The 25,883-nt window shown below is 40.9% G+C and carries 16 protein-coding genes and 1 pseudogene; 7 read left to right on the forward strand and 10 right to left on the reverse strand.

Annotated features, from left to right (window positions below):
• Window positions 1-12 precede the first annotated feature (12 nt).
• The 4 genes from secA to TY03_RS06610 all read left to right on the forward strand — a co-directional run bounded on the left by secA (window position 13) and on the right by TY03_RS06610 (window position 5,838).
• A complete protein-coding gene (secA, locus tag TY03_RS06595; RefSeq protein ID WP_042368415.1) occupies window positions 13-3,309 on the forward strand; it encodes a preprotein translocase subunit SecA in 3,297 nt (1,098 codons plus the stop codon).
• A 130-nt stretch (window positions 3,310-3,439) separates the two neighbouring features.
• Complete coding sequence (locus tag TY03_RS06600; RefSeq protein WP_042368418.1) at window positions 3,440-4,537, forward strand: DUF6340 family protein; 1,098 nt, start codon at window positions 3,440-3,442, stop codon at window positions 4,535-4,537.
• Between the two features lie 64 nt (window positions 4,538-4,601).
• The gene (locus TY03_RS06605) at window positions 4,602-5,048 is read left to right on the forward strand and encodes a hypothetical protein (protein ID WP_042368420.1); all 447 of its coding nucleotides are present in this window, start codon (window positions 4,602-4,604) and stop codon (window positions 5,046-5,048) included.
• A gap of 1 nt (window position 5,049) precedes the next feature.
• Window positions 5,050-5,838: a glycoside hydrolase family 16 protein gene (locus TY03_RS06610; RefSeq protein WP_042368422.1), complete on the forward strand. Its 789-nt coding sequence runs from the start codon at window positions 5,050-5,052 to the stop codon at window positions 5,836-5,838.
• A 9-nt stretch (window positions 5,839-5,847) separates the two neighbouring features.
• Here the strand turns inward: TY03_RS06610 and TY03_RS06615 are convergent, their stop codons facing one another.
• Together TY03_RS06615 and TY03_RS06620 are read right to left on the reverse strand one after the other, a co-directional pair.
• Window positions 5,848-6,975 (reverse strand): acyltransferase family protein, encoded by a 1,128-nt coding sequence (locus tag TY03_RS06615; RefSeq protein WP_042369238.1) that lies wholly within the window; start codon window positions 6,973-6,975, stop codon window positions 5,848-5,850.
• A gap of 147 nt (window positions 6,976-7,122) precedes the next feature.
• The gene (locus TY03_RS06620; RefSeq protein ID WP_042368423.1) at window positions 7,123-9,768 is read right to left on the reverse strand and encodes a valine--tRNA ligase; all 2,646 of its coding nucleotides are present in this window, start codon (window positions 9,766-9,768) and stop codon (window positions 7,123-7,125) included.
• A 111-nt stretch (window positions 9,769-9,879) separates the two neighbouring features.
• On the opposite strand from TY03_RS06620, the gene TY03_RS06625 reads away from it, so the two are divergent.
• Window positions 9,880-10,959, forward strand: coding sequence for a DUF3810 domain-containing protein (locus TY03_RS06625; protein WP_042368424.1), 1,080 nt, complete (start codon window positions 9,880-9,882; stop codon window positions 10,957-10,959).
• 6 nt (window positions 10,960-10,965) lie between these two features.
• Window positions 10,966-11,751 carry a nucleoside triphosphate pyrophosphohydrolase gene (gene mazG, locus TY03_RS06630; RefSeq protein ID WP_042369239.1) on the forward strand — a complete coding sequence of 262 codons (786 nt, stop codon included), beginning with the start codon at window positions 10,966-10,968 and terminating at the stop codon, window positions 11,749-11,751.
• 65 nt (window positions 11,752-11,816) lie between these two features.
• Here mazG and TY03_RS06635 read toward each other — a convergent pair whose 3' ends face one another.
• From TY03_RS06635 to TY03_RS06670, 8 genes and pseudogenes are all read right to left on the reverse strand, one after another.
• Window positions 11,817-13,079, reverse strand: coding sequence for a DUF3472 domain-containing protein (locus tag TY03_RS06635; RefSeq protein ID WP_042368425.1), 1,263 nt, complete (start codon window positions 13,077-13,079; stop codon window positions 11,817-11,819).
• 9 nt (window positions 13,080-13,088) lie between these two features.
• Entirely contained in the window at window positions 13,089-15,647 is a 2,559-nt protein-coding gene (locus TY03_RS06640; protein WP_042368426.1) for a M60 family metallopeptidase, read from the reverse strand.
• A gap of 89 nt (window positions 15,648-15,736) precedes the next feature.
• Window positions 15,737-17,041 carry a BT_3987 domain-containing protein gene (locus tag TY03_RS06645; protein WP_042368428.1) on the reverse strand — a complete coding sequence of 435 codons (1,305 nt, stop codon included), beginning with the start codon at window positions 17,039-17,041 and terminating at the stop codon, window positions 15,737-15,739.
• Between the two features lie 20 nt (window positions 17,042-17,061).
• A complete protein-coding gene (locus TY03_RS06650; protein ID WP_042368429.1) occupies window positions 17,062-18,978 on the reverse strand; it encodes a RagB/SusD family nutrient uptake outer membrane protein in 1,917 nt (638 codons plus the stop codon).
• A 20-nt stretch (window positions 18,979-18,998) separates the two neighbouring features.
• Window positions 18,999-21,866 (reverse strand): annotated as a pseudogene (locus TY03_RS06655) (SusC/RagA family TonB-linked outer membrane protein); the annotation flags it as partial.
• Between the two features lie 169 nt (window positions 21,867-22,035).
• On the reverse strand, window positions 22,036-23,319 hold the full coding sequence (locus TY03_RS06660) for an IS1380 family transposase (RefSeq protein WP_042366226.1): 1,284 nt from the start codon (window positions 23,317-23,319) through the stop codon (window positions 22,036-22,038).
• Between the two features lie 77 nt (window positions 23,320-23,396).
• Window positions 23,397-23,912 carry a carboxypeptidase-like regulatory domain-containing protein gene (locus TY03_RS06665; RefSeq protein ID WP_042368432.1) on the reverse strand — a complete coding sequence of 172 codons (516 nt, stop codon included), beginning with the start codon at window positions 23,910-23,912 and terminating at the stop codon, window positions 23,397-23,399.
• Between the two features lie 269 nt (window positions 23,913-24,181).
• The gene (locus TY03_RS06670; protein WP_052332411.1) at window positions 24,182-25,129 is read right to left on the reverse strand and encodes a FecR family protein; all 948 of its coding nucleotides are present in this window, start codon (window positions 25,127-25,129) and stop codon (window positions 24,182-24,184) included.
• Between the two features lie 186 nt (window positions 25,130-25,315).
• Between TY03_RS06670 and TY03_RS06675 the strand changes: the two genes are divergently transcribed.
• On the forward strand, window positions 25,316-25,879 hold the full coding sequence (locus TY03_RS06675; RefSeq protein ID WP_042368434.1) for an RNA polymerase sigma factor: 564 nt from the start codon (window positions 25,316-25,318) through the stop codon (window positions 25,877-25,879).
• Window positions 25,880-25,883 lie beyond the last annotated feature (4 nt).

Raw genomic sequence — 25,883 nt, forward strand, 5'->3', positions numbered from 1 at the left:
AAATAATACAAAATGGGATTTAATGAATTTTTAAGCTCGATTTTTGGAAACAAATCCACACGAGACATGAAAGAAATCCAACCCTGGGTAGACAAGATCAAAGCTGCTTATCCCGAGGTTGCCGCACTTGATAACGATGCTCTTCGTGCCAAAACACAAGAGCTAAAAGCATACATCTACGATTCGGCCACTGCCGAACGAACCAAAGTAGAAGAGCTGAAAGCCAACATCGAAAACGTCGAACTCGAAGACCGTGAAGAGGTATTCGCACAAATCGACAAACTGGAGAAAGAGATTCTTGAAATCTATGAAAAGGCACTCGACGAGGTGCTTCCGGTAGCTTTCTCGATTGTAAAGGAGACAGCGAAACGATTCACCGAAAATGAATTTATCGAAGTAACCGCTACTGCGTTCGACCGTGATTTGGCTGCAACCAAAGACTTTGTACGCATCGAAGGCGACAAAGCCATTTATCAGAACCACTGGTTGGCCGGTGGTGCCGAAGTAAGCTGGAACATGGTACACTACGACGTACAGTTGTTTGGTGGTGTAGTACTGCACAAAGGTAAAATTGCCGAAATGGCAACCGGTGAAGGTAAAACCTTGGTAGCAACCCTGCCCGTATTCCTTAACGCACTTACCGGAAACGGTGTGCACGTGGTTACCGTGAATGACTACCTGGCCAAACGTGACTCGGAATGGATGGGACCATTGTATATGTTCCACGGACTAAGCGTTGACTGCATCGACCGTCATCAACCCAACTCGGATGCACGCCGCAAAGCCTATCTGGCAGATATCACTTTCGGTACGAACAACGAGTTCGGTTTCGACTACCTGCGCGATAACATGGCGATCAGCCCCAAAGACTTGGTACAACGTCAGCACAACTACTCCATCGTCGATGAGGTAGACTCGGTATTGATTGACGATGCCCGTACTCCTTTGATTATCTCAGGTCCTGTACCCAAAGGCGAAGATCAACTTTACGAGGCACTTTGCCCCATGGTAGAACGCTTGGTCGACGTACAAAAAGCATTGGCCACCAAATACCTGACAGATGCTAAGCGTCTCATCGCATCAAGCGATAAGAAAGAGGTAGAGGAAGGTTTCCTTGCCCTGTTCCGTAGCCATAAAGCCTTACCCAAAAATAAGGCATTGATCAAATTCTTGAGTGAACAAGGTATCAAAGCCGGTATGCTCAAAACCGAAGAGATCTATATGGAGCAAAACAACAAGCGGATGCACGAAGCTACCGACCCGTTGTATTTCGTTATCGACGAAAAGCTGAACAGTGTTGACCTGACCGACAAGGGTGTCGACCTGATCACCGGTAATTCGGAAGACCCTACCTTGTTCGTACTGCCCGATATCGCTGCTCAACTTTCCGAACTGGAGAACGAAGCATTGGGCTTGACCGACGAACAAAAGCTCGAAAAGAAAGACGAGTTGATGAATAATTACGCCATCAAATCAGAGCGCGTACACACCATCAATCAGTTGTTGAAAGCATACACCATGTTCGAAAAAGATGACGAGTATGTAGTCATTGACGGACAAGTGAAGATCGTAGACGAACAAACCGGACGTATCATGGAAGGACGTCGCTACTCGGACGGACTGCACCAGGCTCTCGAAGCCAAAGAGCGCGTGAAGATCGAAGCAGCTACACAAACATTCGCAACCATCACGTTGCAGAACTACTTCCGTATGTATCACAAACTGTCGGGTATGACCGGTACGGCAGAAACGGAAGCAGGCGAACTTTGGGACATCTACAAACTGGATGTAGTGGTGATTCCGACCAACCGCCCCATTTCACGTAAAGACATGAACGACCGCGTTTATAAAACCAAACGCGAAAAATACAAAGCCGTTATTGAAGAGATTGAGCAACTGGTCAATGCCGGACGCCCGGTACTGGTAGGTACAACCTCGGTCGAAATATCGGAAATGCTCAGCAAGATGTTGACCATGCGCAAGATCGAGCACAACGTTCTGAATGCCAAATTGCACCAGAAAGAGGCTGATATTGTAGCACAGGCAGGTTTCAAGGGAACCGTAACAATTGCTACCAACATGGCGGGTCGTGGTACCGATATTAAATTGAGCCCCGAGGTAAAAGCTGCCGGCGGTTTGGCGATCATCGGTACGGAACGTCATGAGTCACGTCGTGTAGACCGCCAGTTGCGTGGTCGTGCAGGACGTCAGGGCGACCCGGGTTCTTCTATCTTCTTCGTATCATTGGAAGATGATTTGATGCGTCTCTTCTCTTCAGACCGTATTGCCGGTGTGATGGATAGGTTAGGCTTCCAAGAGGGAGAAATGATCGAACATAAAATGATTTCAAACTCGATTGAACGTGCACAAAAGAAAGTCGAAGAAAACAACTTCGGTATTCGTAAACGCTTGCTCGAATATGACGACGTAATGAACAAACAACGTACGGTTGTTTACACCAAACGCCGCCATGCTTTGATGGGCGAACGTATCGGTATGGATATTGTAAACATGATCTGGGATCGTTGTGCGGCAGCGATCGAAAACAACGATTACGAGGGCTGCAAAATAGACCTTCTGCATGCATTGGCCATGAATATTCCATTTACCGAAGAAGAGTTCCGCAGCGAGAAGAAAGAGGCATTGGTCGAAAAGACATTCGATCTGGCAATGGCCAACTTTAAGCGGAAGACCGAGCGTTTGGCACAAGTAGCCAATCCGGTAATCAAGCAGGTATACGAAACTCAGGGACAGATGTACGAAAACATCTTGATCCCTATTACCGACGGTAAACGGATGTACAACATCTCGTGCAACCTGAAGGCAGCTTACGAAAGCGAATCGAAAGAGGTAGTGAAAGCATTCGAGAAATCAATTCTGCTACACGTTATCGATGAAGCTTGGAAGGAAAACCTTCGCGAACTGGACGAATTGAAACATTCGGTTCAGAATGCCAGCTACGAGCAGAAAGACCCGTTGTTGATTTATAAATTAGAATCGGTAACACTGTTCGATACCATGGTAAGCAAAATCAATAATCAAACAGTATCGATTTTAATGCGCGGACAAATTCCTGTACAAGAACCTGAGCAAATTCGTCAGGCAGCTCCCGAAGAGCATCAGGACATGAGTAAGTATCGCGAGCAGAAGCAAGATTTGAATGATCCGAATCAACAAGCTGCTGCCCAACAAGATACACGCGAAGCTGTAAAACGCGAGCCCGTACGTGCCGAGAAGACAGTAGGTCGCAACGACCCATGTCCTTGCGGCAGTGGCAAGAAATATAAAAACTGTCATGGTCGCGATTGATCACTGACCCAATCTTAACGAAAGCCTCAAACAACATCTCTGTCGTTTGAGGCTTTTTTATAAGCTTTTAACGCAGCTATTAAAGTAAAAATTGTATTTTTGCTCATTAAGAACAAGAATAACAAAAACAATGGCTAAACATCATTTTCCACTCCTGCTGTCGCTCATCCTCACGCTTGGCTCCTGCCAAACACTCGAAGAGCTTTCCATTGATTATATGCTACCGGCAGAAATCAGTTTTCCGGCCGAATTAAAGCGGGTTGCTGTGGTTAACAATACCAGTTCAACACCCGAGAACACGATGCTTCCTGAAAAAGAAGCAAACAAAGAGAATGAAGTAAGCCGTGCAGTAGCCTATCACAATGGAGATGCAACAGCTGCAACAACTGCATTGGCGGAGGCTATTGCCCACGAAAATTACTTCGACGAAGTCGTTATTTGCGATTCGGCTTTACGCGCTAAGGATATCACCCCCAGAGAAAGTACCTTAAGCAAAGAAGAGGTACAAAGTTTGACTCAAAACCTAGGTGTCGATTTCATTATTGCCTTAGAAAACATGCAACTGAAAGCAACAAAAGCCATCCGCTATCTACCCGAATGGGCCTGCTTCCAAGGGGCGATTGACGTCAAGGCTTATCCTACCGTCAAGGTTTATCTCCCGGGCAGAAAGGGGCCGATGGTAACAATCAATGCCAACGACAGTATCTTCTGGGAGGAGCTGGGAACGACAGAAACCTATGTGCGTAGCCGTATGCCAAACGATAATAGGGTGGTAGAAGAAGCTTCCAAATTTGCCGGAAATATTCCGCTAAAATATATTCTGCCTTATTGGAAAACAAGCAAACGTTATATGTATATCAACGGATCCGTTAATATGCGAGATGCCACTATCTATGTACGCGAAGAATCATGGGACAAAGCCTCCAAACTCTGGAAAGAAGCCTATGAAGCTACAAAGAGCGAAAAGAAGAAGATGGCTGCCGCACACAACATCGCCCTGTATTATGAAATGCAGGATAGCATAGAGACCGCTGAAACATGGGCTATCAAAGCGCAGCAACTCGCTCACAAAGTAGAGAAGGTGGATGAAGTAAGCCGACAAGGTAAAGGTGCCGATAGCGTACCTAACTACGTCATGATTTCGCTCTATTTAAATGAATTGAAAGAGCGAAAAGCAGCATTATCGAAGCTAAATATGCAGATGAATCGATTTAATGATGATTTTTAAGAAAATAATGCATCGCTTATTTTTTTTTTATATATCTTTGAACTGAAATAAAAGGAAGCATCACATGAAATTGAGTCAACAATCGCAATCATTAATAGAATCGGCTATCCGGAAAGCACTCGGTAAATATAGCTGTGGCTGTGAACAAACAATCGTTACTGACATCCATCTACAGCCAAGCCCAAATACCGGTGAGCTTCGTGTTTTCGACGATGAAGACAAAGAGCTATCTTTTGTAACAATTGAAGAATGGTTGACTTATGAGGGTGATGATTTTTATGAATGTATAGAGCGCCAACTACGCCTAATTCTCAGTCAGTTAAAAGAAAATGGTGAGTTAGATAAGCTTACCATCATCAAACCCTATTCTTTTGTATTGGTCGATGACGATAAAGAAACAATCTCCGATTTATTATTGGTAGATGATGATACATTGCTATTAAACAGCGAGTTACTAGAAGGGCTGGATGAAGAATTAGATAGCTTCCTGAAAGAGTTGCTGGAAAAGTAACATGAAAAAGTCCGTATTTATATACTTTTGCTTACTTTGTATGGCAGCTTCCGTATCATCGTGTAGAAGCAGTCGTATCTCTCAAAAATGGAATTTAGTATGGGAGGAGAATTTCAATCAGCAAAAAGAATTCGATTCGCAATCATGGAGTAAAATACCCCGTGGTGGTTCGGATTGGAATAACTATATGTCTGATTTCGATTCCTGTTACGCCATGCAAAAAGGTAACTTGGTGTTGCGTGGAATGGTAAACCACAGCTTACCCAACGATACGGCTCCTTACCTCACCGGTGGAATCTATACCAAAGATAAAGTATCTTTCACGAATGGTCGATTAGAGATTCGGGCCAAACTACCGGCTGCTCAAGGAGCCTGGCCGGCTATCTGGCTATTACCAACCGATGCTCCTTGGCCTATGGGCGGAGAAATCGATATCATGGAACACTTAAACCATGACAGTATTGTTTATCAGACCGTACATTCTTATTATACCTACAAACTAGGTATTAAAACGCCTCAACCCCATGCCACAAGTACCATCAACCCTGATGAGTACAACACTTATGCAGTAGAGATGTACCCCGACAGCCTGTCGTTTTATGTAAATGACAAGCATACATTTACCTACCCACGCATTGAAACAGATAAAGAAGGACAATATCCTTTCGATCGCCCTTTTTATCTGCTTATCGATATGCAACTCGGTGGTTCTTGGGTAGGCAAAGTGAATGCGGCCGAACTTCCGGTAGAGATGCAAGTGGATTGGGTTCGGTTCTACCAAAAGAAATAATCGACGAACTTATATCTTCCAAAAAATACGTTGCTTGTACATGGCTCTCAAGATAAAGAATACAATGAGGTAGTTGCCGAAAGAGAGCCATACGGAGTAATAGTCTCCCAAGTAGGGTTGTAACCCATAACTAAGCGAGCCAACCACACAGCGAAAGTTAATCACCTCTCCCAAGAGATAGGCCGTGATGGAATTCATACCGTATATTTTCAACCAGTTCAAGCCCAAGCTACGGCCTTTGTAGTCGATCCAATAGTAAAACAGCCCCATAAGCAGGAAGCAAAATCCACCCGAAAGCAGTGTCATACTACCTGTCCAGATACGCTTGATAACAGGCATTTGGAAACTCCACAACCAAGCCATACCGACCAAAAGCAATCCGATGATTAAGAGTTTTTGTACGACCCGACGGCGATCGTCTCCACCTTCTTTCATTATCTTTCCGGCAAATGCTCCCAACATCACTGTTACCCCAAACGTAAGACTACTCCATATCCACGTATAGGTATAACCGGGGGAGAAAGCCCAAGTACCATCTTCTTTCCAAGAAACTCCGTCTCGGAAGCGCCCTAAAACAACTTGATCGACTTGCTCGGCAAAGTTTCCTTGCGGTGTAAAGTCTCCTCCAAAGGTCATCGGTATCCAGTAGATCAAGAGTAAAAGAAGCGTTGCCCCCATCTGCCATCGAAACGATAAGTGCAATTGAATAACGGCTGCAATCAAATAACCTATGGCAATAGCCTGAAGCGTATTTGTATAGAAGTAAATATGTTTGGGATCGAGTCCCAATAGATTTCCTTGTACAATCATTCCAAAAAGGAAGAGTAACACCACTCGCTTCACTATTCTCCGATAAATAGGTCGTTTATTCTTATCTACTCTGTATTTTGAAAAGGAGAAAGGCATCGCAGCTCCTGTCATAAAAAGAAAAAGAGGCATCACCAAGTCCCAGAAACGAAACCCAATCCACTGCTCATGATCAAACTGATAGAGTATATCATTGATGAAAGGCAGATTCATTTTTTGTCCCAATGCAACAAACACCGGTTGAAAGAAAACTAAAAGGAAAAGATCGAAGCCGCGCAGAATATCGAGCGAAGCCAATCGAACAGAAGTAGTTGTAGAAAGCTTATTCATAATATGTTTTTCAAGATAAATAGTAGTTCGTGATGTGTCTTTCTCAAAGATACTGATGTAAGTTTTTTCAAAGTTAAAAAAGGCTTCGTTGATTATCAAACGAAGCCTTTTTATTTATGATTTATTTAGTAGATAGCGAGAATGTAACTATGCTTTTCTCAGCGAAGCGATACTTTCTTTGAGTGAGTGGATGATACTCTCGGCATCAGCTTGCTTCTTGCGTTCCAAATCAAGCACGGCTTCGGGTGCATTACTAACGAAACGCTCATTACTAAGTTTCTTCAATACGCCTTGCAGGAATCCCTCCTTATGCTTCAACTCGGCTTCCATGCGAGCTATTTCTGCTTCCACATCGATATTATCTCCCATCGGTATTGTGTATTCTGTGGTTCCTACCATAAACGAGATGGCGTTATCGGGCTTCACATCGGCAGCCTGAACCACTTTTGCATTACACATCTTGCCTACCATGGTTTCAAGCAGATAAATATCTTCTTGCTTCTCATAAGCCAGTTGCAATTCAATGGCCTCTTTCATCGGAATATTCTTCTGCACACGGATGGTACGAAGGTTGGCTACCGCCTCTTGTGCGGCAGCAAATGCTTCGATACGCTCCTGGTGAATGTCTGCTTTGGCAATTACAGGCAGTTTTACCGTCATGATACTCTTGCCCGGCTCGTTATTGTTAGCCCATAGGTTTTGCCACAACTCTTCGGTAATAAACGGCATAAACGGATGCAATAGTTTAAGCAGCGCATCAAAGTTAGCAATCACCTTTTCGTAAGTAATTGAATCGATAGGCTGACCATAAGCCGGTTTCACTAATTCCAGATACCACGATGAGAAGTCATCCCAAAACAGTTTATAAACAGCCATCAATGCCTCACTTAAGCGATATTTAGAGAACAGGTCGTTCACTTCTTCAATAGCTTTGCCAAGCACTGCTTCGAACCAATCGTTTGCCACATCGGCAGCAGCGGGAGTTGATGCATTGTTATCGACCTCCCAACTGTTTACCAAACGGAAAGCATTCCATATTTTGCTACAGAAATTACGGCCTTGTTCACAAAGCAGTTCATCGAACAAGATATCGTTACCGGCAGGCGCAGCGAGCATCATACCCATACGTACACCATCGGCTCCAAACTTCTCGATCAATTCCAACGGATCGGGTGAGTTACCAAGCGATTTAGACATTTTGCGTCCTTGCTTGTCGCGCACGATACCGGTGAAATAAACGTTTTTAAATGGCATGGTTCCTTCATACTCATAGCCTGCCATAATCATACGGGCTACCCAGAAGAAGATAATATCGGGACCGGTAACCAAGTCGCTCGTGGGATAGTAATAATTAATCTCTTCGTTACGCGGATTGTTAATACCATCGAACAGAGAAATCGGCCATAACCAAGACGAGAACCAAGTATCCAGACAATCCTCATCCTGACGAAGATCGGCCATTGTCAAAGCAGCGTTCCCTGTTTTTTCCTGTGCCAGTGCCAAAGCCTCATCGGGAGTAGAAGCAACCACATAGCCTCCTTCGGGCAGGAAGTAAGCCGGAATACGATGTCCCCACCATAGCTGACGGCTGATACACCAGTCTTTGATGTTCTCCATCCAGTGACGATACGTATTCTTATATTTAGCCGGATAGAATTTGATGTCATCATCCATCACGGGTTCCAGAGCTATTTTAGCCAAGTGCTCCATCTTAAGAAACCATTGCATTGACAGCTTTGGTTCAATCACCACATTGGTACGCTCCGAGTATCCCACTTTATTGGTATAGGCTTCGGTCTTTTCGAGCAATCCGGCAGCTTCGAGGTCTTTTTCAATCTGCTTGCGAACAGCAAAACGATCTTGCCCCACGTACATACCGGCAGCTTCGCTCAATGTTCCGTTGTCGTTGAAGATATCGATGCTTGGCAAGTTATACTTCTCGCCCAACATATAGTCATTTACATCATGAGCAGGGGTTACTTTCAAACAACCCGTACCGAACTCGATGTCGACATAATCGTCTTCGATAACCGGAATCACACGACCAACCAAAGGCACAATTACCTTTTTGCCTTTGAGGTGTGCATTTTTAGGATCGTTCGGATTGATACACATAGCCGTATCGCCCATAATCGTCTCGGGACGTGTGGTGGCTACTACCGCATAACCCTCTTCACCTTCAATTTGATAGCGGAGATAGAATAATTTACCGTGCTCTTCCTTAAAGATCACCTCTTCGTCAGACAAAGCAGTAAGTGCCTGGGGATCCCAATTTACCATTCGAACACCCCGATAAATCAATCCTTTCTTATATAGATCGACAAATACTTTGAGTACACTCTCGCTACGTATCTCGTCCATGGTAAAAGCAGTACGATCCCAGTCGCACGATGCGCCAAGTTTGCGAAGCTGTTGCAGGATAATGCCACCATGCTCATCAGTCCACTCCCACGCATGTTTCAAGAACTCATCACGAGTTAAGTCGGTTTTCTTAATACCCTGAGCAGCCAGTCGGTTCACTACCTTTGCTTCGGTAGCAATCGAAGCATGATCGGTTCCGGGTACCCAACACGCATTTTTACCTTCCATGCGGGCACGACGAACCAGAATATCCTGAATGGTATTATTAAGCATGTGTCCCATATGCAATACTCCTGTGACGTTTGGGGGCGGTATGACGACTGTGTAAGGCTCACGGTCATCGGGTTTCGAACTGAATAACTTTTGATCCAGCCAATACTGGTACCACTTTCCCTCTACGTCTGCGGGATTGTACTTACTTGCTAATTCCATTATTATATTATTATGTTGTTTTAAATACGATGTAATGGCGCAAAATTAATAAAATTAGTAGAATATAGTCGCAAGAATATGTACTTTTGTTATCCGAAAAGATCAATAGACATGAAAAGTAGAAAACAAATCATTCGATATTCCATTTTAGGAACGCTATTGCTCGTGATATGGCTTACTCAACTTATTCCTTCGTGGGGAGAAGCATACGCCCGTTCCATTTATCCCTATATCTCACTCGCTTTATCTCCGTTCTCCTTGTATGTTCCCTTCGCCATAGGCGATCTGTTTATATTCTTGAGCATTCTGGGCGTCATTGCCTATCCCATATACGGTCGTATCAAAAAGCAATCGTGGAAGAAGATAGTATTCCGGGACATCGAATACCTGGTATGGGTGTATGTCTGGTTCTATTTGGCGTGGGGGCTCAATTACTCGCAGCCAAACTTCTACCAACGAACGCGTATCCCCTATACAGCCTACACCCCCGACAATTTCAAAGCCTTTGTTGATGAATATGTTGACCGTTTAAATGAGTCATACATACCGGTAGCTAGTATTAACAAAGAGTTGGTTTGCCGCGAATCAGTTAAAGGCTACTATACAATCAGCCATACACTGGGTGTACACCGTCCTCCCTATCAATCGCCCCGGGCAAAAACGATGCTCTTTACCCCACTCATATCCATGGTAGGGGTAAGTGGCAGTATGGGGCCTTTCTTCTGTGAGTTCACGCTCAACGGCGATCTACTTCCTTCACAATATCCAAGCACATACGCGCATGAGATGGCTCATCTTCTTGGCATCACCAGCGAGGCTGAAGCTAACTTCTATGCCTATCAAGTATGCACCCGTTCGCAGGTCAAGGAGATTCGTTTCTGCGGATATTTCTCTGTTTTGGGACATGTGCTGGGCAATGCAAAAAGCTTACTATCGGACGAAGAATACACTGAATTACTTGACCGCATACGCTCCGAAATTATTGATCTGGCTCGTAGCAATCAGGCATACTGGATGGCTATGTATAGTCCGCTCATCGGCAATATACAAGACTGGATTTACGATCTTTACCTGAAAGGCAACAAAATCGAAAGCGGTCGAAAAAACTATTCGGAAGTCGTTGGGCTGCTTATCTCCTATCGCGAATACAGCCTTCGTGCTCCTCATTCAACCATTATCAATTCAAAATAAATGACCATGCATACAAGAGAAGAAAAGATGGAAGCCTTTGGTCGCTTTCTGGATATACTCGACGAACTACGCGTTAAATGTCCGTGGGACCGCAAGCAGACCAACGAAAGCCTACGCCCCAACACCATTGAAGAGACGTATGAGCTTTGCGATGCTATTGTGAAGAACGATAAGCAAGAAATTTGTAAAGAGTTAGGCGATGTATTGCTACACGTGGCATTCTATGCCAAGATAGGCTCGGAAACAGGCGATTTTGATATCAAAGATGTTTGCGACAAGCTATGCGATAAACTGATCTTCCGCCATCCCCATGTATTTGGCGATGTAGAAGCGGAAACAGCCGGACAGGTTTCGCAAAACTGGGAGCAACTCAAACAAAAAGAAAAGGGAGGAAATAAAACCGTACTGAGTGGTGTGCCTGCTGCATTGCCTACCTTAATCAAGGCCTATCGCATACAAGACAAGGCGCGCAACGTAGGCTTCGACTGGGACGAAAAAGAGCAAGTATGGGATAAGGTTCGCGAAGAGTTCGCCGAACTACAAACAGAAATCAACCGACTCGACAAAGACAAGGCCGAAGCTGAATTTGGCGATCTCTTTTTCAGTATCATCAATGCGGCTCGCTTGTATGGTATTAACCCCGATAATGCACTCGAACGCACCAATCAGAAGTTTATCCGCCGTTTTAACTACGTTGAAGAACAATCGCTCAATGCCGGAAAAAGTCTGAAAGAGATGACACTCGAAGAGATGGATACCTTCTGGAATGAAGCCAAGAGACAAGGATTATAATAAAATTAAGTTCATATACCCACTAAAAGCACAAAGCGATTAATGGGTATATGAACCTATTTATATCAGAGTTTTTCCAGCTTTTTCAGATCAATCTCGGGCATCTTTCCCGATGCTGTCCGTTCAAATTTACTTCTCAATGGAGTAGCTCCATCAAAGAACCCTCCCATCTTCAGGTAAAACGCAGACTGATCGGAGGTAAGTCCTCCTTGATAGTCCAATCGTACTCCCGCAGCCGCCGTGGCATCATACGTAAAGGTAGCTTGGTCAATACGTCGCCATACTCCATCCGTACCCAATGCCCATTGATTCGTGAACTCGACTTGCCGGGTTAGATAACCTTGTTCGGGACTAAAGTTTTCAAGAAACGAATGTGCTCGTTTATACCAGGTATCGGTTTTAGGTCGTAAGAAACTTGCCACCAATTTCCATTGCTCTTCTTCTGTGGCAAAAAAGTAAGCGGTGTATACCGTATTACCTTTCCCATCGGGACGAATGTGCATCAGAAACTTATACGTTTCTCCTGCCTTCCACGGGTATTTCAGGTAGCTCTGTCCACCCGACCCTTCATTGCCAAACTCTCCGATATGAACTCCTTCTCCGCGTCTTAACAACTTAATTCGATCAGATTCGGGAATTAACTTCGGGTCTTGCGTATCAAACGGGCTCCATACCGAGAATAAGATTCTACGCTCTGTCGGAGAGTTAAACTGCATACCGAAGTATCCCTCACCAAAGCCGGCAGCCATGTAGTAGCTGTGCATTATTTCACCCTCTTTAGGTACTCTGATTTCGTTGTAAAACCACTCGGTATTCTGTTCGGGTAAGGCGTAGGCTAAGTGCACCGATGGGCCTCTCCTCCCCCAATAGTCAGCAAAATCATGCACATAACTAATCTTTCCTTTTGCACCTTCAATAACCAAATCGGTAATTTCGCCAAATGTTTCACCACTCTTTTGTATACCACTGATATCGATTCGTACGTAACCGGGAGCATTTACTTTGATTTCGCCAACGGGTATGAGTGAGAAATCAGACGAGGCAAGATTTACTTTCATTTTTTTCTTCCCATAGTTTACTAGGATGGTGGAGTGTCCCTTTCCTTGTAAAGCCAATCGAAGAGTCGTTGGCGTATTACAGTGGAAAAAAGTACTGACTATGGCATCATTTCCACGCCACTTTTCCAATCCATGAGAAGTAATCTTTGCGTTCCCAAATCCAGCAGTAACATATGAATTCCCTGCAAATCCAATCAATACTTTGTTAGTTTGGGCTTGTAAGCCCAAACTAACAAAAAAACAGATAAAAGATAAAATAACAAATTTCATAAACAGATTTTATTTAACATTAATCAATAACCGCTCCCCATCGGTCTGCACAGCATACAACTGAGCTATATCTAACGAAATAGCTGATGGAACCTCAAAAGAAGTAAAATTTGAGAAGAACAACAAATCATTACCTCTTTTTATTTCAAAAGCGACTGCTTCATCACCATTCTGAATAGAGATCATCTGTCCACTGCGTGTATAAGTAACCGTTTTGGTTATTTTCTGTTTATTTTGAAATTGAGTATAATAGCCAACATCACCTACCTCCTTATATCGGTAATCTGAAGCGCCAAATTCGGTTTTCTTTCGATCCTCCAAGTATTGAATAGGAGCAGCTTTCTTGGGATATTGACGTATAAATTGACGAGCGTCTTCAATCATCTTTGGGGTTACGATATAGTCAAACTCTCCATACTGATTAACCTTACTAGACACCGGCTCAAAAAAGCCCCACAAATCAAAAAACTCCTCCAGGTTCTCTCCTGCTGCCTTACTAGCCATCATGGCAAAAGTCAGTTGCCGTTTTCCCGGACTCGTCTCCGGAACCCTATTAGCATCTTCACGCATCAAATTAAATAGTCGAGGCCAGAAATCCTTTTTGAAACCACAACGATGGTAATAATTCCACAGCTGCCAATTCATTCGCATATGCGTTTCCGTATCTTCGCCTTGATGAGTAGCTGTGCCCATATTATACCATGCCTGCTTGTCGACAAAACGAGCGTTTGCCAACTTCATCAAACCACTTCCACGCGATTTATATTTACCTAACTTATAGATAATATAGTTCGAAAATAAATTGTTCGATGATTCTGTAGAACCCGGCCAATTAATTGCCGCTTGATGTATATGCCCTATTTCATGTGCGGGTCCCCAAGCATTATCTTCAGCGGCCATTACATTATCCTTTAACAAAATATTTCCTAAATAAGTATATACAAAACCTATTTGATAATCAGAAGCCCACATATACGATCCTTCGGGAGAAATCGCAAAAATATGATTATTTACCTGACTAGGACGCACATCTGTAATTCCCATCAGCTCTTGCTGCCAGCCAATAATATCATCCCACAAATTAATCGCAGACAGGATATTATCCGGTAAATGGCTCAACATTTTATCTCGATGAAAATAAAATATTATTTTTTCTCCTTTTACGCAAAAATATTTATGCGTGGCTTTACGCAACAGCTCAGCATATTTACTATCGGTACGATGTTCTTTCAAATCAAAAAATCCGGAAACAAGCCCACTGCCCAAAGGAATATGAATTTTAATTGGCTTGGCAGTAGATGATGATAGGTCTGTGTTATACATAACAAACAGCTGCCCCTGTTCTTTCATTATAAACTTATTCACTCCCGAACGTAGCATATACACGTCTCCGCTTGCCGCAGTCTGTTTATAGTCTCTACCTGTTTCCCAGATGCACTGCAAAGAGATATCATGCCCATAGGTATCACCTACCAACACGATAATCTCGTCTCCCTTTTTCACTGATATTCCGGTAGGGTTATCCAGATTGCTATATTTTTTGGTCATTAACTTTGCAGCCCATTCTTCCACATTACTATATGGAGCATATTCGCGAACTCGAAAGTTTTTCTCCCATGCGTCATAGCTTCCAGCTTTGAGAGTTTCTGCAATACGTATAAAATAAGTAGGCAGAGCCGCTATGTCTTCATTTGTTGCATCTTCTTTTATATCGGTACATGTAATGTCTTTAAAGACCTTTAGAAGCTGTTTATCCAGCGTTGTGTCTTCGTTTCGTTTGAAAAATTGCATTTCATCGCAACTAACAAAATTTCCTAGACCACTCATTACTTCGAAACGTATCCCTGTGGCCTTAACTCCCTGAGAGAATGAGATTCTAGAAGGTGCATTCTGCTCCTTAAAATCATATTCTCCTTGCAATATATACTCTTTTCTGTCTGTGTCGGTTGCTATATATAGCTTTAATTTCCCGAAATTACCATTTCCCGAGCGGGTATAATAAATCAAATAGTCAATAAGCTCTTTACCATTAAAATAGTACTCCAAAATCACTGGAAATTTAGCACTTTGCCCCCAAGGAGTATGAAAAGGAGAGCCACCATCGGAAGAGAACTTTCCATCGTAAGTATTCGTTATATCTTGTCCTGACTGATGTTCACTATCCTTACCTCCATAAGGTTTCACTTGTATATCGTCCTCAACTATGACGTCATTATTCCCATACTGCTTAACAGTAATCGTATAATTCTTAACACTAGAAGTAACCTGTATCGTACCTGTTCTGATATCTCCAGTATTCGCACTTACAGAGACTTCCAGCATGCTCCCTGCTGTATCCGATTTCTTTGAAACAAATAACCAATTAACGTCTGAACGCGCGCCCCAGTCGGCCATTGGCAACGTGGTTATAACCGGGATACTTATTTTTACAGCATTTTTATCTACACTTTTCGAGATATCACTCTGTGCTATTTCGAAAGTCGTTAATATATCTTCTTTACGATCCGCACAACACGTAAATACAAACACTAATAAAAGAACATTAAGTAAAATCGTTTTTTTTCTCATGGTATAAACTTTGATTAAGGTATTAATGGAGTAATGATAATAGAAGAGAGGGGAAATACCTCTCTCTTCTATATTTTAATTAAATAGCACTAAAAACCATATAAGCTAAATTCGCTCCAAACAAAGTATTTACCTCCTGTGAAGTTTTTCTTACACACAAAGCGTAAATATTTTGTTGCTGACTTAGTTTCCAATAAAGGAGAATTATATACTCCCGCACCACCACCAGGCAGTTTATCAACATCTGAAATAAAATGTTTCAAAAGAGTAAAGTTTTTATTGTCCTCACTGCCTTGAAGTTCAAAGTCTGCGAGTGCAGCATTTCCATTTACAGATCGATTTGTATATGAAAACTTAAAAGAACTTATGCCTTGAGGTAAACTTACTTGTACATAATGATCACCTGTTACCGCAATAGACCATGCAGTATGGAAATAGGAGGTAACATCATTGTCCAATAAATTAGCTAACGATCCCTCAGTTGGTTCTGTTGCATTGGATGTTAACATCGCAACTGTCAAAGGGTATTTTTCTATGGTGACTCCCATTAAAACAGGAGTTTTATCCACAGTAAAAGTTTCTTTACTTACACTTTTTATACGTAAAGGAAGTGTATTATCTGCATGTTGTAAAGCATTCACTTTAACTTGTAAAGTGGCCTTACTACTTCCTTTTTTGAAAGATACTTTTCCACCATTAACCAGTTCATAAGTTCCTTTAGGCAGCAAATTATATTGAGTTCCTGCTAAAGCAGTCTCATCAACTTCTACCAAACAATCAAAATCCCAATTATTAGTAATCTGCAAGGTTAAGGGTATATCTATCGTTTTCCCTTCTTTGGGACTAATATTACTTACATAGCCCACTGTCTCAAAAGCAATCGATGGGACAACAACAACGGGTTTAATAATCAGAACATTCATGGTAGAATTAATTGAATCATTCACACTTGTAAGCATAAATGGTATTACATAATCTGTCTCCACATCTTTTTGAACTACCGATTCGATTTCACTAGTTTTTAAAGAAAGACCAATCTTCTTATAAAGTTCTGTAGCGGTAAATGACAGATCGGTTGCATCTAATGTGTAACAGTTTTCGGGTAATGCCTGATAAGAAAGCCCTCTAGAAGCACAGTAAATATCCAACGTTTTTTGATCCATTGGTGTAAACTTCGCATCAGCTATTGCAGTTGGATCTGTGCCAGCTTTCACAACAGTAACTGAATATTCTGTATTTTCACCTGTTTTAAACAGTTTCATGTCTATTACTCCACTATTCTTCAAATAGAGTATTTTGTGAAACTTTTCCGGATACATATTATCATAATTTGTACATCCGGCATTTATTAGTAACAGGATAAGTATAAAAGCTGCTAAATATTTCTTTTTCATAAATATAAATTCATTTAATATTAATAACCCGGTGCTTGAATCATTTGGGGATTCTTGTATACTTCATTATAGAATACGCTACCCAAATTCATTCTATTTTCCCATTTATAAGGTTGCGAAACTTTAACACGTTGATTGTACTCATTAAAGGTAGGGTCTAGTTTAGCTTCTGCATTCAATCCTTCTCGTTTTCCTGCTGCCAAGTATTCAGCCCCCTTGCCCCAACGACGAATATCAAAATAACGCTGACCTTCTCCCCAGAACTCAATGAATCGTTCATTGATAACCCACTCCATTATAGGCATATCGTTCGTTACATCACTTTCTTTCAAAGCTGGTACTCCGGCACGCTGACGTATTGGATTAAGATAACTAAGAGCTTCCTGCTTTTGATCCAAAGCAGCATAGCATTCGGCTATATTCAAATAGAGTTCAGCTAAACGAATCAAAGGTCTAGGGCTATTCTTAAAATTCCATGAGTTATTTACGGAAAGGTTTAAATTGGGACGTATCCATTTTTGAGATAAAAATCCTGTTACACAATGATCACGATTAAATAACGAAGGATTAAATCCTTGCAATTGACTATTTCTCAACTGCAATTTAAGAGGTTTTCCGTCTGCTAATTTTGAACTATAATCACCTCCATCAAATGCCATCCAAGCATAAAAACGTGGTTCTCGGCCAATATTAATTTTAATAATATCAGGTCTTCCATTCACATTGGCGCTCTTCAACCATTCGCTTTTAGGCGTATAGGCATTATCTTTTGATGGTAATTTGCCCGTATTTGTATAGAATCGTTCTATAGTATTTAAGAAGGGTGAAACACCACTGTATCCGCTATACCAATTTCCATTATTTAACTTCAATACACGTGTCGGTAAGGAAGCCATCCAAATGTTATCACCTACATTATCGAGCCCCCAGACAAGCTCCTTATTCCCTTCATTGGAGCGCGTTGTAGCTAAATATCTCATTAATAAAACCTTTTTTCTAAATGCGATTCCTTCTGCCGACTCATTCTCCAATCCAGGAATAAAAGGCAATGCCACATTTTCTTTTGCATATAGTTCTTCATCAGTATATAAAGAACAACCGCCATCACTTTGCGCATACTCCAACGCCTCTTTACAAGCAGTTAATGCTCGATTCCACTTTTCACGATCATATGTATGACTAACCAGCTCTTTACCATATCCCGGAGTTTCATAGTTTTTATTCTTCCACTCTGGATAAGGGAAACTACCATTCCATAAAGGAGAGGCAGCATAAAGTAAAGCCTTAGCTTTTATTGCTTTACAAATAGTAGAGGTCGTTCTTCCCCATTCACTACTAGAACGAGTTGCTGGAAGATCCTTTGCAGCTTCATCTAACCGATTACAAATCCAATCTGTTACATAGTCGTAATGTGAACGTCCCGGATATTCGCTACTTGGGGTATCCATAGCGATATAGGAATCAGTGATAGGGCAAGGACCATAAAAACGTAATACTTCAAAGTGATAATAAGCAATTAAAAAGTTAGCTTCTGCTGCCCATTCAATTCTTTGCGCCTCAGTTATTCCATAAGCATTTTTCAACTGCTGCAAAAACAGATGAGACTGGCCTATAAAGCGATAAAGGCTTCCCCACCGATGATCTGGGCTATTTGGAAGATTCTGGTCAAAAGCAACTAAATGAGAGCGGTGATTCCACAGTTCAGGCAATGCAAACTCGTCTGTAGAAGCTTCTGACTCTGTATAAGAAATAGGGTTTCTTATACCTGCATAACAAGAGTAGAGGAAACCTAATGTGGCTTCTGCATCTTTGGTAGCATCTGGTAATTCCGCTTGCTCCGGTGGAACTACATCTAGATAATCACAAGACATTACTGAACAGCACATTGACATAATTAGTATGCCACTATATATCTTTATATTATTAAATAGCTTCATATTCTATAAAAGTTTTTAAGTTAAAAGTTCAATTGTAGACCGACGTTTACAGTACGCTGTAAAGGGTATTTATACCAATCTAATTCAGGATCCCATTCTTTAAATGAACTAAATACGGCTAAGTTATCACCACTTAGAAAAACACGTCCACCTTTAAAGCGATAGCCTAATTCCAAAGTCTTGAAACGAAGGAAATTACCGTTTCTCATCCAAAAAGTACTATTCACTTGATTATTCTTAACATCAGCATCTCTCAGTCCTAGACGAGGATATGCTGCGCTAGGGTTTGGATTACTTTCTGTCCAGTAGTCATCAGCAATAAACTGAAAAATATTTCGATCTGACTGCCCAAAAGGATGTATCCCATTAACCATAATCTTTCTTTTTGCTGATCCGTTAAAGAATACACCAAAATCAAATTTCTTATATGTTAAATTTAATCCGAGACCATACTGAATACGCGGAGTATCGCCATACTCAGAAATCATTGTATAATCATAGGAGTCAATAACATTATCTCCATTCAAGTCACGATATTTAATATCACCAGGTTTTACAGTACTTCCTAAATTTTGTTTTGGACTATTGTCTATTTCATCTTGAGTTTGGAATAGGCCTTCGGCGATATAGCCGTATTTTGCATCTAATGGCTTACCTGTAGTATTTGTCCACTCATATGGATAAATAGGTTGATCAGAGTCTACATACTTATTTTCGGTGTACGTGAAATTTCCGCGAACTTCCATAGAGAAGTTTTTTGCAATTTGATAACGATAAGAAGAACTAAGTTCAAAGCCCCAGTTATTTACTTTACCAACGTTGCTCCATGGTTTAGCTGTATAATATCCCAATGATTCGGGCCATGCCTCACGATGTAACAAAATGTTATATCGATGTTCAAAGAAATAATCAGCAGTAATATTCCAATTGCGGAACAGGGTCAAATCCAATCCAACATCAAGTTTCCTCGAACGCTCCCATCCACCATTTTGTACTCCATATTGAGTTACGAGTGGACCTTTCTTCGTTGTTTCAAAATCTTCTCCGGTCGTAAAACCAACATTACCTAGAGTTACAGAGTTAATATAAAGATAATGAGGCGATCCTGCTATCAAACCGGTTTCATCACTACCAACCAATCCATAAGATGCTCTTAACTTCATATTATCTACAACTTTCTTTAATGGCTCAAAGAAAGCTTCGTTACTTGCAACCCAACCTATAGAAGCTGCCGGAAAAAATTCAAAACGCTGCCCTTTAGCTAAACGTTCTGTTCCATTGTATCCAAAATTAAATTCAAACAAGTATCGTTGACCGTAATCATAAGTTACACGTCCAGACACTCCTTGGTTGCGTTTTGGCAACTGATACTTTTTATAATCACGCTGTTGATACATCAACATACCACCTACATTATGAAGACCAAACTGCCTATTATAAAGTAACTTAAAATCTAACGTAATAGTTCGATCACCATCTTTAGAGATATCCGATTGGGAAATATAGTCTGTACCCGAAGTACCCAAACGTTCAAGTTCATAGCCCGTTGGATTTAACGGATCATAACTACCGTCTATTATACGATAATAATAAGGCTCAATAGTTTGACTGTAATCAGAATAAGACCAGTTTTTAAAGTTAACCAAAGCAGTAATTCTTAACCCTTTGGTAATAAAATCAAGTTTCTGATCAATTTTGACCGATGTGTTCAAGGTATTCTCGTCTGATTCCTTATAGGATGTCGACATATAAGCATATGGATTCCCATAAAGATTGTTTCCACTCAAAATAGAATTACCAAAACGCACATGATTATCTCCATCACGTCCTGGATATATAGCCGGATGATTTATTGGATTAGATGCCAGTGTCATCAGAAATAAATCTTTTGTACTAAAGTTAGGTCCTCCATGCATACGAATCTGAGCATTCATGTTCAAATCGATCTTCGTTGTTGGGGTGACCTTATATGAGATATTATTTTGAAAATTATATCCCATATTATTTATATTATTCTTAAACGAATAAAGTTTAGGCGAATCCAATAAGCCAGTATCATGATTCATCTGTAGACTCATATAGTAGGTTGCTTTCGAACCTCCACCCGATATATTTACATTAGCTCGCTGGTTCATCGCCATACTCTTAAAAATCAGATCTCCCCAATCTACATCCGGATAAACATATGGATTTAAATGCTGACGAGTTCCATCAATTCGAGTCTGCGAGTATTTAGCTGTAGCACTCGGATTACGGGTCAATTGGGCTTCATTATACATTTCCATCCAAGTTGCACCATCTGCAAATTTCGGGAAATTCATGGGTGAATTGAAAGAGTTTTCTAAAGTTACATTGATCGTTGTTTTAGAGTTTTCCATACCTCTTTTTGTAGTAACTAGCATAACACCATTGGCTCCTCTAGCTCCATAAATAGCTGTAGCAGAAGCGTCTTTCAATATAGAAAAACTTTCGATTGTCTCTGCCGGGATATTATTTAAATCTGAAGTTGATATTTCGACATCATCCAACATAATAAGTGGAGTAGCACGTCCACCAAACGTACTAATACCACGAATATAAAACTCAGAAGCAGATCCCGGCTCTCCACTAGAGGTTTTTGATATTACACCCGCTAATTTACCAGCCAATGAATTCGTTAAAGAAGAACTCGGCGATTTAAGCTCTAAACCCTTTACACTCGTAATTGCACCAGTAACACTTACTTTCTTTTGTGTGCCTGCGCCAACAATAACAACTTCATCTAATAAGGCATTATCAGACTCCATTTTTACATTAATCACTCCAAGGTCATCCACAGGGATTTCACGTTTTCTGTAGCCAATGTAAGAGAATTCTAATATAACACGAGATCCAGTTATTTGAATTGAACCTCATCCGCAGCTAATTTATAACTGATTCAAATAGCGATTTAATTCACCTAATAGTTCCTACTCGTAGCTTTTCCCCCTGCTTTTCTCCTTGATTTCAGGTTATAGGGCATAGCTTCCCCTTTCCCCAGTTAGCTGAAGGCATAAGTAATCCCACGAAAAGTTGTTTTTACGGACTCCAAAGCAACTTGTATGGTTTGTCGGAATAAATATTGAGTACCCATTGTCTGCCTGTCTTTACCCATTTCGCAGGAACTGTAATGAATCGAAAGATAAATCGTTTGACTCGGCTTACCGGTTCAATATCTTCAAACACGGCTGCAACCTTCTCAATAAGGTAAGCATAAAAGTTTTTAGCCATGGCTGTAAGTAGCAGGAATACTGTATTCTCTTTGAGGAATGAACAGGGAAGATGACTCCACCCGAAATCGTTATTCATCATGTCGAATGTTCTTTCACAGGCTCCACGAGCATTGTAGAAGAGTACAATGTCTTTTTCAGAACTTTCATGGTCATTGGTTAAGATGCACCGATAGGTGTATTCACCATCAAATAGGTCCAATTGGTTGTCCTTACGCTTTTGCCTTTGAATAACAAGTCGGTAGTTTTCTTCTTGCAAAAAGGAAGTAAAAGGTATGGAGGTCACTTCATAATTCTCGAAGTTGATTTCTTCTTTTTTCCAATCTGTGATTTTCGTCATTTCTTCATACAGAGACTGACATTTGCCGGCTCGTATGTAGAACTTGTTGCAGTAGCCATGTGTCATACGGATAATCTCTTCCGAATAAGAACCACAGTCCATCCGGCAACGGTCTATGAATATTCCCCTATCGGCCAAACGACGAAAAGTCCGTTGGAGCGTATCCGCTTGACGAAAACGGACATTTGCGTTTGCGGCCCGATTTTCCACACCAACAATGTTACCACCAATAGTTGCCGTGCCGGGGAAATAACCACGTTTTTTCTTGTAAGAATACTGAGTGTCATACTTTTCTGTGGGAATAAACTGGTGGTCGAAGTCCAAGTTATAAAGCGTGTTTGGCTTGAGTTGTTCTGTTTGAAGGAGCATATCGAGCATCAAACTATTAAGCTGTTCCGCCTTATTGAAAGCATAGCTTGCTCCTTTTTGGGAAGTATAGTGGATATCCAATTCTGCGAGTTCTTTTATGCCTCTCAATAAAGTATCCGGACTGGGGATTTCAGTATCCGGGCGTAATTCAAGATGTTTGCCAAGGTGTTTGCCGATATCTTCGATGTGGTCACCGCCGCAATAGTAGATCCAAAATAGGCTCGAAATAATTTCGCTATATTGGTAACCGGCGTAGGAAGAACGTAATCCTAAAGATTTATCGATCACGGAATTCAGTCCTAAACGAGAAAATTCATCCATTGCGTAAAATATACCCCCAAAAGGAGTGATATTATCTGATTTTATGGCTATTTTTGTTGTCATATGCACAAGTACCTTTATGGTTTGTTTGGTAGCACTAATTTAGGTGAATCTTGTGACATAACCAAACCTTGAGGATGTTATTCATCCTCAAGTGTTTGGATTCTCTGAAAATAATATGACTGCGGATTTAAGGTTGAATAATTTCCATCAATATCGGAAATCACACCTGTATTCGAACCTTTAACTTTGATGTTTGCTCCAATAATAGGTGTCCCATCTGATGAATCTGTTACTACTCCAGATATGATTCGAGTTTTTTTCTGCTGGGAAACAGCTGGTTTATTGACTTTAATAATAATTTCATGTTCTTTTACCACATAGTTCACATCACTTCCTTTAAAGATAACAGAAAGAACTTCATCGATTGTTCCTTTACAATCAATATCCTTCCTACTTGTATCATCAATATCACTTGCCTTGAAGAAGAAAGTATAATCACTTGTATTCTCTATGATCTTAATGGCCTGTTTCATTGTAATCGACTGGCCTTTAACCGCTATGGTTCCTTGAGCAGCACTTACCGCAATAGGAGCGAACAGCAGCATAACAATGGTATACCTGATATACCTACATTTTAGAAATAAGATTTTCATGTTTTTTGTTGAATTAATAAAAGGTTAATTATCAAATTACAAAGGCTGTATTTTGACTGAAATTTAATCTACAAAATAGTTCTGTGAGAACTTATTATTTTTCATTAATAATATTCTACATAACAGTTATATTTTATCTAAGTTTTATTCATCTTTTCAAGTTTTAGTATTAGTTAATAAGTTAATTTACAAATATTTAAACATCAGCCAAGTGCTAAGTTCTCACAGAACTTAGCAGAAAAAATTAACAAATTTTTCATTGATTAATTTTAATACAATGTAACATATTTATTCGACTTTTTCCGTTTCAGATCAAACGTGAAGCAAACCTTATCCAAAATATCTTCTAAAGGCTCCCCCTTGCGAATAACACCCGAGAACTTTGATTTCTCATAGTCTGTATTTTTCAATACAATATCAATTTTATAAGTCCGATTTAAGAAGCTAATCAACTCCCCTAACGGCTTATCTACAAATCGATATTCTGAGCTCCGCCAATCGTATTCTACCGCATCTACATGGGTAAGCATCACATTCTTATTAACAGCATCATAAACGATCCGATCGGAGGGCTTCATTTCGACTGCTGTTTCTGATTCGGGGGGGGTGAATGCAACCTTACCACTGAATAAGATCACTTCAGCCTTCTTTTGCTCGGATTTAATAGTGAAAACAGTCCCTTTTACCTCCACACACGAACCATTAAAATAAACTCGGAAAGGCGAAGAAGGCATCTTAACGACATCGAAAAAAGCCTCACCATCAAGTAGCACTCGTCTGTCTTCGCGAAAATCTTTTTTATAGCGCAATGTCGTACCGGCATTCACCCAAACGGTTGAACTATCGGGAAGCACTAACGCCATTTTACTATCCAGAGGTGCCGTTACCGTCATATATGAGTCGGTCATAACATTGGCAATCCATAAACCAACCAATAATATGGCCACTGCAGCAGCAGTAGCAGTGCCCAATCGGATGAGACGGGTTTTATTTGTCGGTTTGGTGATTGCAGGGGCATTTTTCTCCCAGCAAACAGTGGTTATGTTTTTCCAGATTACACTCGAATCGACCTTCTCCAAGATATGTTTATCGGTCTTTTCCTCCCACTGACGAGATAAAAGTTCTTTCATCGGCTGTTGCTCTGAAAGGTGAATCTTCTCGGAAGAATTAAGTCCCCGAACCAACATTTTCTTAATAAGTGCTGCTATATTATCCATCTTTTCGATATTTCATTTGGGTTGTATATAGTAAATACAAATCAAAGCATACCTCCCCCCCTCCCGATTCTCATTTTTTTTAATAAAAACAATAATTTCATCAAAGACTAATCGATATCAAATTATTTCCTTATTTTTGCGCAGACAATTTGTAGTAAAAAGCACATAACACTTGAGTAAATCTAAATGGAAGAGAAAGCGATCATAGTGCAGTTAAAAGAAGGAAATCACCAGGCATTCGAGTGGATATACACAACCTATTGGAGCCAAGTGTACAATTTTTGCCGCCTATACATCAACTCTATTGAAGATACGAAAGAGATCGTTCAACAGGTTTTCGTGAAAATATGGGAAACGCGTGCGTTTATTAAAGAAGAGGAAAATTTTAAGGGATTTCTGTTTATTATTACCCGAAACATCATTTTCAACCAATCAAAGAAAAAGTTTAATGAAGACTTTTATAAATTGTCCGTACTAAATGCATATAGCTCGTCGGATATACAAACTGAGCATGGTATAGAAGAGGAGATAGAAGTAGCGCAACTAAGCGAGTACATCAACCAACTAATCGACAGCCTACCACCGAGGCAAAAAGAAGTCTTTCTACTAAGCCGAAAATCGCATCTTAGCTATAAAGAAATTTCGACCCGTCTAAATATTAGTGAGAAGACGGTAGAACACTACATTTCCAAAGCTATAAAATACCTGCGACAGAACATACAACTGATGCTGATTTTTCTTGCTTGCTGAAAAT

This window comes from Bacteroides neonati (genome assembly GCF_000499785.1).
Taxonomy (GTDB): domain Bacteria; phylum Bacteroidota; class Bacteroidia; order Bacteroidales; family Bacteroidaceae; genus Bacteroides; species Bacteroides neonati.

Excerpts from the sequence above, each read along its gene's own strand:
- secA (WP_042368415.1), top strand. The coding sequence starts at position 13 with ATGGGATTTAATGAATTTTTAAGCTCGATTTTTGGAAACAAATCCACA.
- TY03_RS06605 (WP_042368420.1), top strand. The coding sequence starts at position 4,602 with ATGAAATTGAGTCAACAATCGCAATCATTAATAGAATCGGCTATCCGG.
- TY03_RS06650 (WP_042368429.1), bottom strand. The coding sequence starts at position 18,978 with ATGAAGCTATTTAATAATATAAAGATATATAGTGGCATACTAATTATG.
- TY03_RS06600 (WP_042368418.1), top strand. The coding sequence starts at position 3,440 with ATGGCTAAACATCATTTTCCACTCCTGCTGTCGCTCATCCTCACGCTT.
- TY03_RS06615 (WP_042369238.1), bottom strand. The coding sequence starts at position 6,975 with ATGAATAAGCTTTCTACAACTACTTCTGTTCGATTGGCTTCGCTCGAT.
- TY03_RS06635 (WP_042368425.1), bottom strand. The coding sequence starts at position 13,079 with ATGAAATTTGTTATTTTATCTTTTATCTGTTTTTTTGTTAGTTTGGGC.
- mazG (WP_042369239.1), top strand. The coding sequence starts at position 10,966 with ATGCATACAAGAGAAGAAAAGATGGAAGCCTTTGGTCGCTTTCTGGAT.
- TY03_RS06670 (WP_052332411.1), bottom strand. The coding sequence starts at position 25,129 with ATGGATAATATAGCAGCACTTATTAAGAAAATGTTGGTTCGGGGACTT.
- TY03_RS06675 (WP_042368434.1), top strand. The coding sequence starts at position 25,316 with ATGGAAGAGAAAGCGATCATAGTGCAGTTAAAAGAAGGAAATCACCAG.
- TY03_RS06620 (WP_042368423.1), bottom strand. The coding sequence starts at position 9,768 with ATGGAATTAGCAAGTAAGTACAATCCCGCAGACGTAGAGGGAAAGTGG.
- TY03_RS06665 (WP_042368432.1), bottom strand. The coding sequence starts at position 23,912 with ATGAAAATCTTATTTCTAAAATGTAGGTATATCAGGTATACCATTGTT.
- TY03_RS06625 (WP_042368424.1), top strand. The coding sequence starts at position 9,880 with ATGAAAAGTAGAAAACAAATCATTCGATATTCCATTTTAGGAACGCTA.
- TY03_RS06645 (WP_042368428.1), bottom strand. The coding sequence starts at position 17,041 with ATGAAAAAGAAATATTTAGCAGCTTTTATACTTATCCTGTTACTAATA.
- TY03_RS06640 (WP_042368426.1), bottom strand. The coding sequence starts at position 15,647 with ATGAGAAAAAAAACGATTTTACTTAATGTTCTTTTATTAGTGTTTGTA.
- TY03_RS06610 (WP_042368422.1), top strand. The coding sequence starts at position 5,050 with ATGAAAAAGTCCGTATTTATATACTTTTGCTTACTTTGTATGGCAGCT.
- TY03_RS06660 (WP_042366226.1), bottom strand. The coding sequence starts at position 23,319 with ATGACAACAAAAATAGCCATAAAATCAGATAATATCACTCCTTTTGGG.